The following is a 16,003-nucleotide window of genomic DNA, read 5'->3' on the forward strand; positions in this document are numbered from 1 at the left end:
CCATATCTTAACATAAACTAAAATTAAAGTATAAATATGTCATTAATTGACGACCTGAAGAAACCTAAAAATAGCCTAACTGAATTCAATTTGATCACTTCTCGTGCTTTAAATCATTTATCAGAAATGACATCCACAAAATGCGATTTTTCTGGATACAAATTGATTTCCTCAATATCATCAGGCACTGAGAAAAAAACACGCCCTATAAACAACGATCTGTTCATATATGATGTTGCACTCTTTGAACAAAAATTTAATGATTTTATTGGAATATTAAATCAGTTAAAAAAGGGGGAAAGAAATTTTCAGAGTGATTCTTATTCTCTAACTGATAGTGTAATTTACACAATTCAACAATCTATTGGTATTGGGTTTGACTTATTGGGTGAACCTAATAGTTCTAGGAAACACGTTGGAAATAGATTTGAAGAACTAATAAGATTAATACTTACAGAGATAGGCATTACAAATAAGAAATTGGTTTTAAATATTCCTTACAAGTCGGGTAAGACCATAAAGAATTATCAATGTGAGATTGATGTTGTCATTTCAAAATCAAAAGAAATCAAATCAAATAACCAGACTATACATCCAGAAGAGATAATTTTTTCTTTGAAGACAACAACTAAAGATCGCATGGGAAAAATTTTTATCGATAAACTTTTAATTGAAAAGTTTACTAAGAGTAAAGTTCGGGTTGCAGGTATTTCTCTTAATGATGTTCAGCGAAAAACATATAAGGATGAAAAAACGAAAAAGGTAATAGAAAAAATATCTTATACTTTCGTTTCAAATCTATTCATGGTATATACAAATTTTTTAACTGAACTTGAAGGATATTATTTTTTAGATATTCCAAAACCGGCAAAAAATGAACCCTTAACAAACCATATTTTTAAATTCTCCAAATTCATATTTAATGATGTTTGGAAAATGTTAGCTTAATTTTCGTAGTTTTTTTCTACGTTCAATATTTTCATATTCATCTTTGACTAAAGAAATTCTATTAATGTGTTCATTATCATTAAGTCTATCCATTGTAATTTCACAATATTTTTTATCCAATTCTGTACCTAACCAATTTCGTTGAAATGCCTCTGCGACTGCATACGTTGTTCCAGATCCTCCAAAAGGATCAATAATTATACTATCGGGATTTGAAGATGATAATACACACTTTCTTATCAACTCAATTGGCTTTTGTGTTGGATGTTCTGTTTTTTCCCAAGCGCTATTGGATATTGTTGGTATTTCAAATACATCTTTGGGCTTTGCACCCTTTGGATTTGGTTCCCAGATGTATTTTTTGCCGTTTCCATTATTATATTGCGATGTCTCAGCTTGCTTCCTTTTAGGGTATTTTAGCGTATGTTGATTATAAGGTATTCTAACTTCATCTATGTTAAATATAAAGTTTTTACTTTTCCTGAAGTGCAAAATACTTTCATGAGATCTGCCCCAATCGGTTCCAAGATTTGCTTTATTTCTGTAATACCAAATTAGCCATTTACTCCCTTTGAATAGGTGATTTGCACTCCATTTTAAATCAGCAAGTATTTCCGAGAAACCAAATATGTAGATTGTACCATTTTTCTTTAGGACTCTATGTGCTTCCTTTATCCATATCATACTCCAATCAACATATTCTTTTTGTGATTGGAATGTATCCCATTCAGCTTTTTTAATATTATAAGGTGGATCTGCAATTATTAAATCTATTGTTTCATCTTTTAATGTTTTAAAGAAACTTACAACATCTAAATTGTAAAGTTTTCCAAATGATGTTTCAAAAAATGGGTTGATATTGTCTTTGACATTAATTGGCTCTGCTTCATATTGAATTGCAATATCTTTTACAAATGAATTGAGTTGTTCATCTTTATATACACGATAATTATTAATTGGATGCCTTATAGAATTAAATTTTCCAGTTTTGTCCCATCGTCTAAGCGTTTCTTTGCTTACACCCAATTTTTTTGCAGCTTCTTTAATTGTAATATAGTTTTCCATATGAGTTCTCACCTAAGTATTCAACATTACGCAACATTACACAACATTGGTCACAAGTTTATATTAGAAAAATAATCAATGCAAGTGAAAATAAAATTTTTATACTGAAGTCATTATATTCAGGCATAGTAAAGTACGTGTATCTGGGATTGAACTGGCAAAGAGCATCGGTATTTAAAACAAGTAATTGGCCACAAGGTTTAATCCCATGATAGCGGTCGTAATTTGCTACAATTATCAAAGTAAACCCAACTTTCACTAACTTATTAAACAAACTACTTGACCTCTTTCAAATCCCTCATCTCAATTATTTCCAAAAAACTATCAAAAATAGCTTCCAAAGCCGATTATGATTTAGTATATTAGTGACGCAAAAGAGTTGATAAATAAATCATAAAATGCAAGAACCAATAATCAAATAAATAACAATAATCAAAACATAATCCGACTATTAATAAAGGTTGTATAAAATTTGAAATCTTGTATTTAGTGCTTATTTGTTATTTGGGTTTTATGATTTGTTTTTTCTAATCTTCAGTTTGTTTAATTGTACAAAACGTGGAGTTTAAAATATGATTGTTCCAAAGAAAATTGAAAGTGTGGTTATTTTTGGTGGTGGTGGACTTGTTGGTTACCAGATTTGCCGTTTGATGGCCCGCGAAGTAAAGCCCGAAAAAATTGTTGTTTGTACCTTGTTGGAAAAAGAAGCGATCGAAACGGTTACTTTATTAAAAGAAGAGTTTAATGGCAGTGGAACCCAGTTTATTGCAGAATTTGGCAATATCTTTGTTCGCGAAGAATATGCCCGGCTTTCCCGGGGAGAAATCCAGGGTGATAAAGAAATACTGAGCACGATCTATGAAGACGTTTTTGGCGATCTCAACGATGAACCACAAAACATTGCCAGCAGTGGTTTAATGCCAAAAATTATTATGAAATATAAGCCGGATGCTGTTGTCGATTGTGTCAATACGGCGACAGCAATCAGTTACCAGGATGTAAAAAGCAGTTCTAATGTTGTAAAGGAATACCGCGATGCCGTTGGTGATTCCATCGATATTGATATTAAAGACATAATTGCCAAAGCAAAATCCGGTGATAAATCCAGCATAGATCGTTTGTGCGATTTTACTTCAAATTTCGTAGAACATAGTATCGATCCCGTAGAAAGTTTCCCGCATTTAACTAATTTAAAAATGGTAGATTTGTTGCTGATATCTCAGTCCATTCCACAATTAGTGCGCCATGTTACACTTTTGTATAAAGCATTAAATGCTGCTAAAACACATATCTATATAAAAGTAGGCACAACCGGAACCGGCGGCATGGGTGTAAATATTCCGTTCACACATGGTGAGGATAAACCCAGTTTTAAATTGATGGCAAAAACAAGTGTTGGCTTCGCGCATACTGGATTGTTATTCTTGTTGGCACGTTCTCCTGGTCCGATTATCAAAGAGATTAAACCGGGCGCAATGATTGGCCACAGACGTGTTATTTATAAAGAAATAAAGAAATTTGGTGAGCCTGTTATGCTGCGTGAAAGCCGAAAAGAAATTTTAGCAGATTCACTTGCTGTGCGTCATGAAAAATCTGAATACAAAGAAAAGGGCAACCTTTCGCTGGTTGGAATTGATACCGGTGAAAATGGCTTTTTCTCTCGTGGGGAGTATGAAACCATCACTTATATGGATTCGATGGAGTTTGTTACACCGGAGGAAATCGCTCGCAATGTACTGCATGAGATTGCCGGGGCAAATACAGGTAAAGATATTATCGCGGCAATTGATGGTGCTGTTATGGATCCAAGTTACCGTGCCGGATTAATCCGCCAGGCAGCAGTGGATGAGATGCGTGAGGAAGAGCGTAAACGCGCTGTTCCCAGTATTGCCATTGGAGAACTTGGCCCGCCTCAACTTTCTAAGCTGCTTTATGAAACTCATCTTTTACGGAAAGTTTTCCCAAAGTTGGAAGACTGGGCTTCTGATGAGATTTCAGCTGAAGAAATGTCTGAATCCGTTTTAAAATATGTAGAGAATTCAGACACTCGTGAGATTATTACATCCCTTGGTTTGGCGATTTTATTGCCGGATGGCCAGTCTATTTTTCGTGGGCCGACAATGTATATCCCTGAATCTAAAGTTCACATCGATGTACCAATCCAAAATGGTGATATTGATTCATGGGCAAATCATGGCTGGATTGATTTGCGGGTTTCTAATTTTATTCTCTGGAAAGAGCGTGCAAGAAAAATGCTCGCTTCGCGGGAACATAAATTCACTGAAGGCTCTGCTTCTGTCGGGCCCGATATGTATAATTCCCGTTTGATAAAAACTGGCGAAGTGGTTGGCTGGATTTTGAGCACAGAGTTTGACGGATCCAGAAGAAAATAGAAAAAGATGGAGTAATGGAATATTGGAATGCTGGTGTATTGGAAAACACAATTTCCGATAATTCACCAATTTCATCAATTCATTTTGGGCAAGGTGAAATGAAATGCCAATTTGAAAATGATTATAAAGAACTGTATTAACTTGAAGAGGACATTGTGAAGAAAAGTAAATTATTATTGGGTGATGAAGCTTTGGCTTTAGCCGCTTGCGATGCCGGTGTTAAAGCATTTTACGGTTACCCCGGAACACCCTCAACAGAAATTTTTGAAGCTGGTGAAAAGTATATCGAAAAAACAAATGATGGGCGCGTGGCAGAATGGGCAGCAAATGAAAAAGTGGCTTACGAGTTTGCCCTGGGCACAAGCTATGCAGGTTTCCGTACAGTTGTAACAATGAAACATGTAGGTTTGAATGTGGCTTTTGATGCCTTTGTAAATTCAGCAATTACAGGAGTGCAAGGAGGCTTGGTTGTTGCAGTTGCCGATGACCCAAGTATGCACAGCAGCCAGAATGAACAAGATACCCGGGTTTTGGCTGATTTTGCCCATATCCCTTTGCTGGAACCTGCAACACCACAGGAAGTGTACGATTTTACCATCCAGGCTTTTGAACTTTCCGAAAGATTAAAACTACCTGTGGTTCTTAGATTGGTTACCCGGTTGGCCCATTCGCGTGGTGAAGTTTATACAGCGGAAAAAAGGCTGGCACCTACCAGTGTTGGAATCCCATCAGAAGAAGAAAAAAACAACTGGGTGCTAATTCCTGCAATAGCCAGAGGCCGGTATAGAGACCTTCGTGATAAATTGCCTAATATAATTGATGCAGCGGCAAAGTATAATTCCTTCTCCGCAAATGGACGGCTTAAAGAAGGTGTTTTAATGGCCGGAATGGGCATCGCCTATTTTGAGCAATATCTCAGCGATAATGATATTGATCCTAAAAAATATAATCAATTAAAGATTGGCGCATATCCGGTAGATGTGCAGCTGCTAAAAGATTTTGTTGAAAAATGTGACACGATTTATGTTTTTGAAGAAGATTACCCTTATCTCGAAGATATGATAATTCCTTATGCAGAAGGAAAATGTAAGGTTCATGGCCGGCGTGATGGTATTTTAGCTATAGACGGAGAATTAAATTTATCAACCGTACGCACAGTGCTTGCAGGCAAAAAGGTTGAAGGCAAAGTGGATGACGATCTCCTTGCACAAATATCGGATTTGATTGAAATTCGCCCACCAAAACTTTGTGATGGTTGTGGACATAGCGATGCTTATGAAGCTATTACCAAAGCTTTAAAAAATATTGGTGTAGATGATCCGCGCATTTTTGGTGATATTGGCTGTTACACATTGGGTGTTCAACCGCCATTTAATGCAATCAACACCTGTGTTGAGATGGGTGCGTCATTATCTATGGCTTTTGGTGCTGCTATGGCAGGAATGAGCCCGGCTGTGGGTGTTATTGGCGATTCAACTTTTTTCCACTCGGGAATGCCGACACTTTTGTCCGCTGCAAAATCTAATCTAAACCTTAACCTGATTATTATGGATAATGCGATTGTGGGAATGACTGGCCAACAAGTTCCAGTAGCAGCTGACATTGCGCCAACACTGGCCAAAGCAACAGGATTTGAAGAAGATCAGGTTCATGTGTTTATTCCGCTTCCCAAAAAGACAAATGAGAATATCGAAAAACTGGAAAAAATATTCAAAGAAGATAAACCCAGCCTGATTGTTTTTAAGCGTAAATGCATCCAGGCCATGCGCCGTAAATTATATACAAAACCAGAAAAAGCAGAGGTCTGAAATTGATTAAAAGAACCCACGCTCAACCCCTTCAAAGAGGGGAGTTTGATTGGTCAAATTATGATTTTGTTCCTCTCCTTGGAGGGGCAAGGGGTGGGTTAATAATACTAAAAGGAAATTGAAAAATGAAAAACGATAATACTTTTGGATTGGTTGTTGCCGGTGTTGGTGGACAAGGTGCTGTTACAATAGCCCAACTTGTTCTTGGTGCAGCCTGGATGAGTGGCCTGCATGTGCTGCAATCGGAAGTACACGGCATGAGCCAGCGTGGCGGTGAAGTAAGTGCCCACATTATGATCAGTAAAAAGAAAGTAACCTCGCCAACAATTGAAAAAGGCACCGGTGATTTGCTTATTGGTCTTGAACCATTAGAAGCTTTACGGCATCTGGTTTATCTTAAAAAAGGGGCGCCGGTTGTAAGTACAACAACGGCCATTGTAAATATGGATTCTTATCCGGAGGTGGACAGAGTAAACAAACTGCTTTCCGGTATTGATGGGGTGAAAATGATTGACTCAGAAAGTTTGTCAAAAGAAATGCGTTTTCCACAAGCCGGTACAATTGCCTTGTTGGGTGCTGCTGCTACCTATTTGCCAATCACAGATAAGATTTGGGAAAAGGTGATTCAAGAGCGTTTTGCAAGCAAAGGGGAGAAAGTGATTGAAAAAAATATGCGGGCATTTATGACTGGCAAAGAATTGATCCTGCAATGAAAAAAGATTTTTTAGATGAAATACAATGTTACCAAATCCTGCAAAAATATGGCATAAGTACGCCAAAATATATTTTTCTTGATAAACCACAAATAGCGGATTCAAGTTTTCAGGATGGTGATGAAATTGTCTTAAAAGCCGTTGTGGATGAAGTTTGGCACAAATCTGATTTTGGATTAATTAAATTTTCTAATTTTTCCAGGGAAATTGTTGAGGAATCATACGCTTCCTTTTCTGATAGTGTTGAAAAGAAAAACTGGAAAGGGCTTTTAATTTGTGAAAAGGTAAAATTTATAAACAGCCCGCTTCCTGTTGAATTGCTTTTATCTATAAAAATGGATGCAAGTTGCGGCCCGATTATTACAATTGGCTTTGGTGGGGTTCATACTGAGTTATGGGGAAATGAACTTAAAAAAGGTGTCCTTAGTTTTAGCCCGGAAATATTATCAACGGATCAGGCTTTTGCTGAACTCTCTGTCCATTTGCTTGGAAATATTTTATTTGGAAAAGTCCGCAATGGGGAAGCCCTTGTTTCGGAAAAGACAGTAAAAGATTTATTGGAATCTGCCTGGGAATTAGCAGCAAATTTAACTGGTGAAGAACTTTCATTAATTGAAATTAATCCTTTGGCCATTGATATAAATGGAAAATTTGTTGCTCTTGACGGGGTTGGCGAAAAAGAACAACTAAAAGTGAAGAGTGAAAATGGAAAAGAGGCAAAAAACATTGAAATCTCCTCTTCACGAGCATCCAGAATACAGCATCCAGAATCCATTAGTCAGCAACAGGAAGCATTATTCAATCCTCAAACTTTTTTGATTGCCGGAGTCTCATCAAAGAAAAAAGCTTTTGGCAATATAGTCCTGGATAATTTTAAGAAATCGCTTGTTCGGCCAAAAAATATTTTTGTACTAAAAGCGGATTGCGAGGATTTTGACGGGTATAAAACAATCCCTGCTTTAAACACGCTTACCAATCCTGTAGATGTGCTGGTTTTGGCGGTTCCGGCAAAAAGTGCGATCGATGTTATTGAAGAGGCTTGCTCATCTGGTTTGGCCAAAATTATTTACCTGGTTGCTGGCGGCATCGGCGATGGTGCAGATCATACCGGATTGAAAGAAAAACTAACATCTATTCTTGAAAAATATCCCATTGATAAAAGACCACGAATTATCGGACCAAACTCACTTGGAATAGTTTTATCTCCTCAAAAAATTAATACCTTGTTTATCCCGGAAAATAAATTGCCTGTTAAATTTTTTCCTGATGGAAATATTGGTCTTATTGCGCAGAGTGGTGCCTTTTTTATAACCCGCATTTCCAGAAATGAAAATCTACCTATTCGTTTAGGGTTTTGCATTGGCAACCAGATTGATATTTCTGCAACAGATTTATTAATTGCTATGGCTGATGATAACGAAGTAAAAGTTATTGCTCTTTATCTTGAAGGCGCGCCTCAGGGTGATGCTTTAAGGCTGGCAAAAGTAATCAGAAAGGTTTGTACAAAAAAGAAAATAATTATTTACCGTGGAGGTCGGAGTCCAGCGGGAATGAAAGCAGCTTCCGGGCATACAGGCGCTTTGGCATCTGATTACAGCATTGAAAAAAAATTGTTGCAAAATGCAGGGGCAATTATCAGTGAAAGTTTTACTGATTTTGAAAATAATCTAATGTGGTACAGTGCTTATCCTGATCTCTCAATTAATAAAAGTCATAGTGTTGGTGTCATCTCAAATGCCGGTTATGAATCTGTGGCAGCAGCAGATGGCGTTGGAAATAATCTGGCTGTTTTTTCGGATGAAACAAAAAACCGGCTTAACCAAACTTTAGAAAATCATCGTTTATCAGCAATTGTAACAGCAAGCAATCCTTTGGATATTACGCCGATGGCCAGTGATGATGTATACTATAAATGTGCCTGCGATATTCTAACACAACCGGAAACAAGCCTGTTAATAAAGGGAATTGTACCACTTTCAGTTATGATTGAGTCTGAAAACGAAGGGGTCTTGGAAAAGAATGTGGAGCGTATTAAGGAGTTGATAAGCGAAACGGGAAAGCCTGTTGCAGTAGTTATTGACTCCGGGATGATTTATCAAAAAATGAAAACAACATTTGCGGAAAACGGCATTCCTTTGTTTAGCTCTATCCAGGATGTGTTTGCTGTGCTAAAATAATCAGTTGTTTGTATGAGATTGATTAAATAAAAAAGGCAGCCTTATTTCAAGACTGCCTTCATTGCTCCTGTCAACAGGAGATCCTATGGCTTATATTTCTAATTTACTTCTTTTGTCACACCAAGTACGTCCCTTATCGCATCTTCCAATTGCTGCTTTGGCAGTGCGCCCATCGCCATTTGTGGTTTATCACCCATAGGCACAAACAGAAGTGAAGGGATACTTTGAATTCCAAAAGCAGCGGCCAGTTCCTGCTCTTGTTCCGTGTTCACTTTGTAAATATTTACTTTGTCTTTGTACTCTTCAGATAATTCTTCCAAAACGGGAGCGACCATTTTACAAGGACCACACCAATCAGCATAAAAATCAATCAGACAAGGTTTATCGCCTTCAAATTTCCATTCTTTGTTTTGTTCAAAGTTAAACACTTTATCTAAAAATGTTTGTTTGTTAAGATGTTCAGTCATTTTGTATTCCTTTCGATTTTTTTATTTTCTTTATTTTCAAAACTAATTGTTCAGATGACAAACCAGATTTAAAAGTTACAAATTATATTTTTCTATCGTTCTAAAATAGTTCAGCCTAAAATTAACCGTAAAAATGTAACAGCTTAAGCCTTTCTATTGATAACCGATATTTGGATTATACAGAAAGTTAAATATGAAATCCGATAAAATAAATCTGCAAATTGAAGATTTGCTTGAAGCTTTGCCGGATAATTTTGAACCGGATGAAGATTTTTTAGCTATGCTTGAACGGTTAAATATTGCTTCAAATAAAAGTCAGATAGCTCAAACGAACCATCTGAACAATTTATATATTTTAGATTCCTTACCTAACCCAGCATTTATTCTAAACCAATCCAGGTTAATAAAGAGAATTAATAAAGTTGGAGAGGAAGTATTTGGTTATGAAAATGAAGAACTGGAAAACCTGTTTTTTTCTGATTTATTTATAGACGAGGTAATCTGCGATTTTTTTCTTTCTGAGTTACCTGGAAATGTAAACTTATCTGGCGTTGAAGTTGAATTAAGAAATAAAAAGGGTGATATGATCCCGTTTCTGCTTTCAGGTTCTGCATTAAATATAGAAAATGAGACAGTATTTATTTGTGTCGTTCAGGATATTTCCGAAATAAAAAGACATCATGAAAAACTATATGCAGCCAAATTAAAGGCAGATGAATCTAATAAAGCAAAAAGCGAATTTCTTGCAAATATGAGTCATGAGATAAGAACACCTCTTAATGGAGTAATTGGATTAAACAATCTGATTTTGGATACTGAGCTTACGGAAGAGCAGGAAGAGTATTCAAAATCAATCCGCTTTAGTGCTGACTCATTACTACGTTTGTTAAATGATATTCTTGATCTTTCAAAAATTGAAGCCGGAAAGATCGATTTTGAAGTATTTGGATTTTCACCTGTTGATTTAGTTCAACAGGTCTGTTCAATTTTTGAATTACAAGCGAATGAAAAAGGTATAGTTATTAAAACCGAAATTGATGCTGGTGTTGCCGATATTCTTTTCGGTGACATGGCTCGAATTCGTCAAATAATAGTAAACCTTGTTGGAAATGCCATTAAATTTACAGAAGAAGGTTCAATTACAATCGGCTTGCTATTGCATGATGAGCAGGATGATAAGCAGACATTAAAATTTTCGGTCAGGGACACAGGAATTGGGATTTCAGTAACAAAACAAAAACATATATTTGAATCTTTTTCACAAGCCGATGCTTCTACAACGAGAAAATATGGAGGAACAGGTTTAGGTCTTTCTATTTGCAGGAAACTGGTTTGGCTAATGAAAGGGGAAATGAATGTTTTTAGCCGTGAAGGCCATGGTTCAAATTTTTGGTTTACAATTCCATTTAAGGTTAATGTCGAAAACAAGCAGTTAATAGAGAAAACTGAAAAAGAAAACTCTTTAAATATTATTTCAGGATTACATATTCTTTTGGTTGAAGATAATCTGATCAATCAAAAGGTGGCAAAAAGGCTTTTAACCAATAACAGTTTTAAAGTTGATGTTGCTAATAATGGCCAGCAAGCTGTTGACATGTTTATTGAAAAAAAGTATGATCTAATATTGATGGATTTACAAATGCCGGTAATGGATGGCTTAACTGCATCAAGAAAAATACGCGAATTCGATGATGATATTCCAATTATTGCTTTAACTGCAAATGCCATGAAGGGCGATGAAGAGATGTGCCTTGAAGCTGGAATGAACGGATATACTACAAAGCCAATTAAAAAAAATGAACTGTTTGACATTATAAATAATCTCACCTTTAAAGAAATAGAGTTAGAACTTTAAATTGTGTTTCTGCTCATTTTTTTCCTTATTTACTTCTGCCATATTTAATTTTTTTTCATCTAAGATTTTTGATTGAAATAATTTCAGTCAAAATGTGTTTATAGTTATAACTTTTAAAATAATTATTTAGGAGAAGTTTATGAGAGCATTGGGCACATATTTGTTTACAGGTATGATTATTATTTTAAGTTCTTGCAGCACCGAAACAGGGGTTGAACCTGAAGAGAAAAAAGTAAATCCTGTTAAATCCACATACTCATCTATTAGTACCCAAATTTTTGATCAACGTTGTTCATGTCATCACAGCGGCCAAACACCCGGACTACAAAGCTCCACAGCTTATACCAATATTATAGGTGTTTCAAATTTCGCCAATACAATGAACTATATTGAACCAGGAAAACCGGACAGCAGTTATTTATTCCAAAAAATTATAGAAAGCGGTAATATAAGCGGCTCACGGATGCCTCGCGATGGAGCAACAACCGGTCACCTTTCACAGGTTGAGCTGGATTCTATTCGCACCTGGATTGAAAATGGCGCACTTAATAATTAGAAAATTGTATTTCACCAAGGAGAAAAAATGATCCTAAAAATTCATAGAATTATTTTTATGTTAATTCTATTTTCAGGATTAATTACTGCCGGTGATTGGCAGGTGGATAAAGATGCAAAGAACAGCGTTGTTTTTATGTCCAGCACAACTTTACTGGATTTTGAAGGAAAAACATCTGATATCGATGGCTATCTTTTTTGGAAAGGCGAGGAAATTTTTGCTGATGGTAATGAACTCTATTTTGAAATATTGTTAAATACATTTAGCACAGGAATTGGTAAAAGAGACCGTGATATGCGTGATGATATTTTGGAAACAAAAAAATATCCATATTCCTCATTTAAAGCCAAAATAACAAAATCGGAAAAAAAAGATGAAGCATATCATGTATTGGTTAAAGGCGAGATGATTTTACACGGACAAAAAAAAGAAATGGAAATACCCGGTGTAATTACCATTAAAGATGGTCTTATGAATATCAAAACAAGTTTCACAATTTTTTTAGACGACTTTAAAATTGCAGCCCCCAGTTTAATTGCTTTTATTAAAGTTGCCAACGAAATAAAGCTGGAATTGGATTTTAATCTGCGTGAAATAAAATTAAATTTGTAATTTTTAGTAATAAGGAAAAATATGAGAAAGTTATTATTGGTTTATTTATTAACCGGTATATTTAGTTGTGCTTTTGCCGGTGATTGGCAGGTTGATAGTAAGGCAAAAAATAGTATTGTTTTTAACTCCAGCACAACGTTGTTGGATTTTGAAGGTAAAACAGAAAATATCGATGGATATATTTATTGGGAAGGTGAAAAAGTTTTTGGAGAAAAAAACGAACTCTATTTTGAAGTTCAATTAAATACTTTTGATACAGGAAATGGTAAGCGGGACAGGGACATGCGTAATGATGTTTTACATACAAAAAGCTACCCCGTGGTATCTTTTAAAGGTAACTTTATTAAAGTTGAAAATTCCGGTAGTCATTACAAAGTAATAGTAAAAGGGCAGATGGACCTGCATGGGAAAAAACAAGAAATGGAAATACCCGGGACAATTGAAATGATGGAAAGTAAAATGAATCTTAAAAGCAGTTTTAGCATTTTTCTAAAAGATTATAATATTGAGGCGCCCAGCCTTGCGGCTTTTATAAAAGTAGCAGAAGAAATAAAACTTGATCTGGATTTTAATCTGAAAAAACTTGAAAATGAATAAATGTTTAGTTGGCAAGATTTAACAAGAACATACCAAAGGAGTGATCGTGTTAAAAAATATTATGGTTTTATTTATACTTGTACCTTTTATGGTTTCAGCCCAATCGCGCTGGAAGAGAAGTGAGGCTGTAAAAAAAATAGATATTGAGCTTTTTCATTCAACTCAAACTGCAAACCTGCCAACAACCGAAACCCTTAAAAAGGGCGATTTTATGTACGAAATCTCCCATCGCTTTGGTAAGATTTCTGATGGCTATGACGCATTATATGGTTTTGATGGACCTGTTTCCATGCGTACTGCACTTAGCTATGGAGTTACCGATCATTTTATGATAACTGCTGGCCGAAGTGGTACTTTTGATAATCTTGAACTTCGTGGGAAATACAAACTATGGCAATTGGAAAGTAAAACAATGCCATCAGTTTTCGCCTTTCGTGCCGGGCTGGCGATCAATACAAATGATGGGCAGTTTGATGCATTTGATGCGGATTATACCCAGTATTTTGCACAGCTTGTTTACAATATAATGTTCCTGGACAAGAAGCTTGGAGTAGGTATTGTCCCTTCCTATGTTTATAACAGCTATATTTTTGCTAAACAAAATAACCTTGATACAAAGTATTCTTTTACTCTTGGAACATACTATCAATATTATTTTAGCAGGCTTTTCAGCCTTTGGGCAGAGTTTAGTCCGGTTATTGGTGGTTGGCAGGGTTCGATTGCAGCAAATCCTCTTAAAGAATTTAGGTCATATAATACAATTGCGGTAGGTGGCGCTATTGAAACGGGTGGTCATGTATTTCATTTATTTGTCACAAACAGCAACCGTTTAAATACAACACAATATCTTGTTGGCTCCGATGCGGAAACAGATAAAGATGCATGGAAACTTGGGTTTGGTATTACCCGCGAGTTATAAGATGTGATAAGCATTTTTTAACCACAGATTATCTTTTTAATGCTTGTGCCCAGGATTTGTGTAAGGCTGGTTTTGCATCTTTGCATATAAAAACCGCTAAACCACGTTCTCGCGCAAACGGATTTGTTATCCTACCTGCAATATCCACATCATTAAAATAGTTTTCAACAGTGTTCAAGTTTCCACCAACCCAGAAAACAACTTTTGCATCAATTTTTTCCGGTGCCCAGGGTAAATAATTAGAACTCATTGAAACTGCTTTGGGTAAACCATATTGATTGCCATAAAAATCTACACATCCGGAATCGCCATAATTTTCACCATAAATTATACAGCTTTGTTTTTCAGCATCAGTAAGCTGGTTGTAAGAAAACTGTACAATATCTGCTACTTCATTCCAGCCTAGTTGATCTGCATAATCCTGTGGCAGATCATAAATACGTCCATCTTCCCAGCGCAACAGTGCATCAAATCCTGCATCTTTTGTCAACTGGCCGTAGTAAAGCATTCCACTTAATGGTAACACCGGCAAACTATGCGGAAGAACAGGGATAAACAATAAAACTGTAATAGCAGGAAATGCAATCCTAATCCAAAGTTTTTTGATTAATTGTTCAGCAAAAATGCCGCCAAAAGCAAAGAGAACAAAATACGATCCTCCGATATAATAATTTTTAGAGTCCAGCAATAAAAAAATTATAAAATTTATTACAAATGCCAGACCTAAAGCATGATATTTTTTAGCCTCTTGGCCAAACAGTAGAAATCCTAATCCTGCAAGCCAGAATAATAAAACCGGTGCTGCCATTAAAAGTTGGTCCAAAATAAAAACTATAGGTGAAATATGAACCAACTGAGACTGGTTTAATGCGGACATGTGATGGAATACAGGAAATCCATTTAAAGACTGCCAGATGAGGTTTGGCATAAAAATGAGCACGGCTATTGCAATGGCCAGATAAGGGTATTTTGTTTTAAAAATTTCTCTTTCCTTAGAAATAGCTATTCCGGCCAGAATTGAAACGGCCCAAATAAAAATGGTATATTTTACCAACATCCCCAAACCAACCATAGCACCAATCATATAAATGTATTTTGTTTGTTTTGATTTTAGCCACTTTACTGTAAAATAAGATGTGAGCACCCAGTAGAAATAATTGAAAACCACAGGCATAAAATAATGATCTATCCTTAAATAGAGAGGCACACACAAAACACCTACCATTGCAATGATTTGTGCAAATTTTTTACCGCCAACTTGTTTTACAATTAGCCCGGTAATAAAAACATTAAGTGCGCCAAAAAGAGCAGGAAAGAAGCGAATGGCAAACTCAGTGTAGCCGAAAATATTTTGTGCAAGCCAGGCAAAAATGGCAATGGTTGGCGGTGTTTCAATAAAACCCCAGGCAAGGTGATTACCCATTTCGAAATACATAAATTCATCACGGTGGATTCCATATTTTGCATAAGTTATGAGATGGATGATAAACTTTAGCAAAGCGGCGCCTGCAATAATTCCCCAGTTTTTTAAAAAAGCAAGTAGTTTCGTTTGCATTCGAATTTTCTCCTGTTTGACCTGGGGAGATTATACAAATAAATTTTGAAGAGTCTGTCTTTTCCAATCGGCGAGGCGTTCGTTCCAATCGGGAAGTATAGAGCTAAGATGTAAGTTGGGAGTTTATTTATAGTTAGTATCAAATGATACCTTAATGAATTTTGTGTATTTTAAACCAAAATCTAAGGAGGTATCATTATGGATCAAAACCTTACCAAAAGGCTTCATTCCAAGTCTGTTAAAAACGCTATTGTTAATAATATTTCTCATGATTTCAACCTTACACCGATACTGGCTGAAGCTTACTTTAACCAGATTAAAAACTATTTCTTAGAACA

14 protein-coding genes are annotated in these 16,003 nt (G+C 35.9%); 11 read left to right on the plus strand and 3 right to left on the minus strand.

Translation table 11 applies throughout. The features are described 5' to 3' along the window. The first annotated feature begins 36 nt into the window (after positions 1-36). The gene (locus tag HND50_20375; protein NOG47606.1) at positions 37-948 is read left to right on the plus strand and encodes a hypothetical protein; all 912 of its coding nucleotides are present in this window, start codon (positions 37-39) and stop codon (positions 946-948) included. Here HND50_20375 and HND50_20380 read toward each other — a convergent pair. Further along, entirely contained in the window at positions 940-2,013 is a 1,074-nt protein-coding gene (locus HND50_20380) for a MerR family DNA-binding transcriptional regulator (protein NOG47607.1), read from the minus strand. The two genes, HND50_20375 and HND50_20380, sit on opposite strands and share 9 nt — an antisense overlap. Before the next feature lie 572 nt (positions 2,014-2,585). Here HND50_20380 and HND50_20385 point away from each other — a divergent pair. The 4 genes from HND50_20385 (at position 2,586) to HND50_20400 (ending at position 9,104) form a co-directional block, all read left to right on the plus strand. Further along, positions 2,586-4,406, plus strand: coding sequence for a hypothetical protein (locus tag HND50_20385; GenBank protein ID NOG47608.1), 1,821 nt, complete (start codon positions 2,586-2,588; stop codon positions 4,404-4,406). Between the two features lie 155 nt (positions 4,407-4,561). After that, a complete protein-coding gene (locus tag HND50_20390; protein NOG47609.1) occupies positions 4,562-6,214 on the plus strand; it encodes an indolepyruvate ferredoxin oxidoreductase in 1,653 nt (550 codons plus the stop codon). A gap of 125 nt (positions 6,215-6,339) precedes the next feature. Further along, positions 6,340-6,927 carry an indolepyruvate oxidoreductase subunit beta gene (locus HND50_20395; protein NOG47610.1) on the plus strand — a complete coding sequence of 196 codons (588 nt, stop codon included), beginning with the start codon at positions 6,340-6,342 and terminating at the stop codon, positions 6,925-6,927. Further along, positions 6,924-9,104 carry a hypothetical protein gene (locus HND50_20400; protein NOG47611.1) on the plus strand — a complete coding sequence of 727 codons (2,181 nt, stop codon included), beginning with the start codon at positions 6,924-6,926 and terminating at the stop codon, positions 9,102-9,104. Before HND50_20395 ends, HND50_20400 begins: the two co-directional genes overlap by 4 nt. Positions 9,105-9,202: 98 nt before the next feature. Here HND50_20400 and trxA read toward each other — a convergent pair whose 3' ends face one another. Then, positions 9,203-9,571, minus strand: a complete 369-nt coding sequence (gene trxA / locus HND50_20405; GenBank protein ID NOG47612.1) for a thioredoxin — start codon at positions 9,569-9,571, stop codon at positions 9,203-9,205. A gap of 193 nt (positions 9,572-9,764) precedes the next feature. On the opposite strand from trxA, the gene HND50_20410 reads away from it, so the two are divergent. The 5 genes from HND50_20410 (at position 9,765) to HND50_20430 (ending at position 14,110) form a co-directional block, all read left to right on the plus strand. Beyond that, positions 9,765-11,426: a response regulator gene (locus HND50_20410; GenBank protein NOG47613.1), complete on the plus strand. Its 1,662-nt coding sequence runs from the start codon at positions 9,765-9,767 to the stop codon at positions 11,424-11,426. A gap of 139 nt (positions 11,427-11,565) precedes the next feature. Continuing rightward, a complete protein-coding gene (locus HND50_20415; GenBank protein NOG47614.1) occupies positions 11,566-11,982 on the plus strand; it encodes a hypothetical protein in 417 nt (138 codons plus the stop codon). Between the two features lie 27 nt (positions 11,983-12,009). After that, entirely contained in the window at positions 12,010-12,594 is a 585-nt protein-coding gene (locus HND50_20420) for a YceI family protein (GenBank protein ID NOG47615.1), read from the plus strand. 21 nt (positions 12,595-12,615) lie between these two features. Beyond that, complete coding sequence (locus tag HND50_20425) at positions 12,616-13,191, plus strand: YceI family protein (protein NOG47616.1); 576 nt, start codon at positions 12,616-12,618, stop codon at positions 13,189-13,191. A gap of 46 nt (positions 13,192-13,237) precedes the next feature. Further along, positions 13,238-14,110 (plus strand): hypothetical protein, encoded by an 873-nt coding sequence (locus HND50_20430; protein NOG47617.1) that lies wholly within the window; start codon positions 13,238-13,240, stop codon positions 14,108-14,110. Positions 14,111-14,138: 28 nt separating this feature from the next. Here HND50_20430 and HND50_20435 read toward each other — a convergent pair whose 3' ends face one another. Then, on the minus strand, positions 14,139-15,665 hold the full coding sequence (locus HND50_20435; protein ID NOG47618.1) for a glycosyltransferase family 39 protein: 1,527 nt from the start codon (positions 15,663-15,665) through the stop codon (positions 14,139-14,141). Positions 15,666-15,863: 198 nt separating this feature from the next. On the opposite strand from HND50_20435, the gene HND50_20440 reads away from it, so the two are divergent. Next, the coding region (locus tag HND50_20440) for a hypothetical protein (protein NOG47619.1) at positions 15,864-16,003 on the plus strand (140 nt) is incomplete at its 3' end.

Source organism: Calditrichota bacterium (assembly GCA_013112635.1).
In the GTDB taxonomy this organism is placed as follows: Bacteria; Calditrichota; Calditrichia; order Calditrichales; family J004; genus JABFGF01.

Coding starts and splice junctions, on each gene's coding strand:
- HND50_20425 (NOG47616.1), top strand. CDS start 12,616: ATGAGAAAGTTATTATTGGTTTATTTATTAACCGGTATATTTAGTTGT.
- HND50_20410 (NOG47613.1), top strand. CDS start 9,765: ATGAAATCCGATAAAATAAATCTGCAAATTGAAGATTTGCTTGAAGCT.
- HND50_20400 (NOG47611.1), top strand. CDS start 6,924: ATGAAAAAAGATTTTTTAGATGAAATACAATGTTACCAAATCCTGCAA.
- trxA (NOG47612.1), bottom strand. CDS start 9,571: ATGACTGAACATCTTAACAAACAAACATTTTTAGATAAAGTGTTTAAC.
- HND50_20380 (NOG47607.1), bottom strand. CDS start 2,013: ATGGAAAACTATATTACAATTAAAGAAGCTGCAAAAAAATTGGGTGTA.
- HND50_20415 (NOG47614.1), top strand. CDS start 11,566: ATGAGAGCATTGGGCACATATTTGTTTACAGGTATGATTATTATTTTA.
- HND50_20385 (NOG47608.1), top strand. CDS start 2,586: ATGATTGTTCCAAAGAAAATTGAAAGTGTGGTTATTTTTGGTGGTGGT.
- HND50_20435 (NOG47618.1), bottom strand. CDS start 15,665: ATGCAAACGAAACTACTTGCTTTTTTAAAAAACTGGGGAATTATTGCA.
- HND50_20395 (NOG47610.1), top strand. CDS start 6,340: ATGAAAAACGATAATACTTTTGGATTGGTTGTTGCCGGTGTTGGTGGA.
- HND50_20420 (NOG47615.1), top strand. CDS start 12,010: ATGATCCTAAAAATTCATAGAATTATTTTTATGTTAATTCTATTTTCA.
- HND50_20375 (NOG47606.1), top strand. CDS start 37: ATGTCATTAATTGACGACCTGAAGAAACCTAAAAATAGCCTAACTGAA.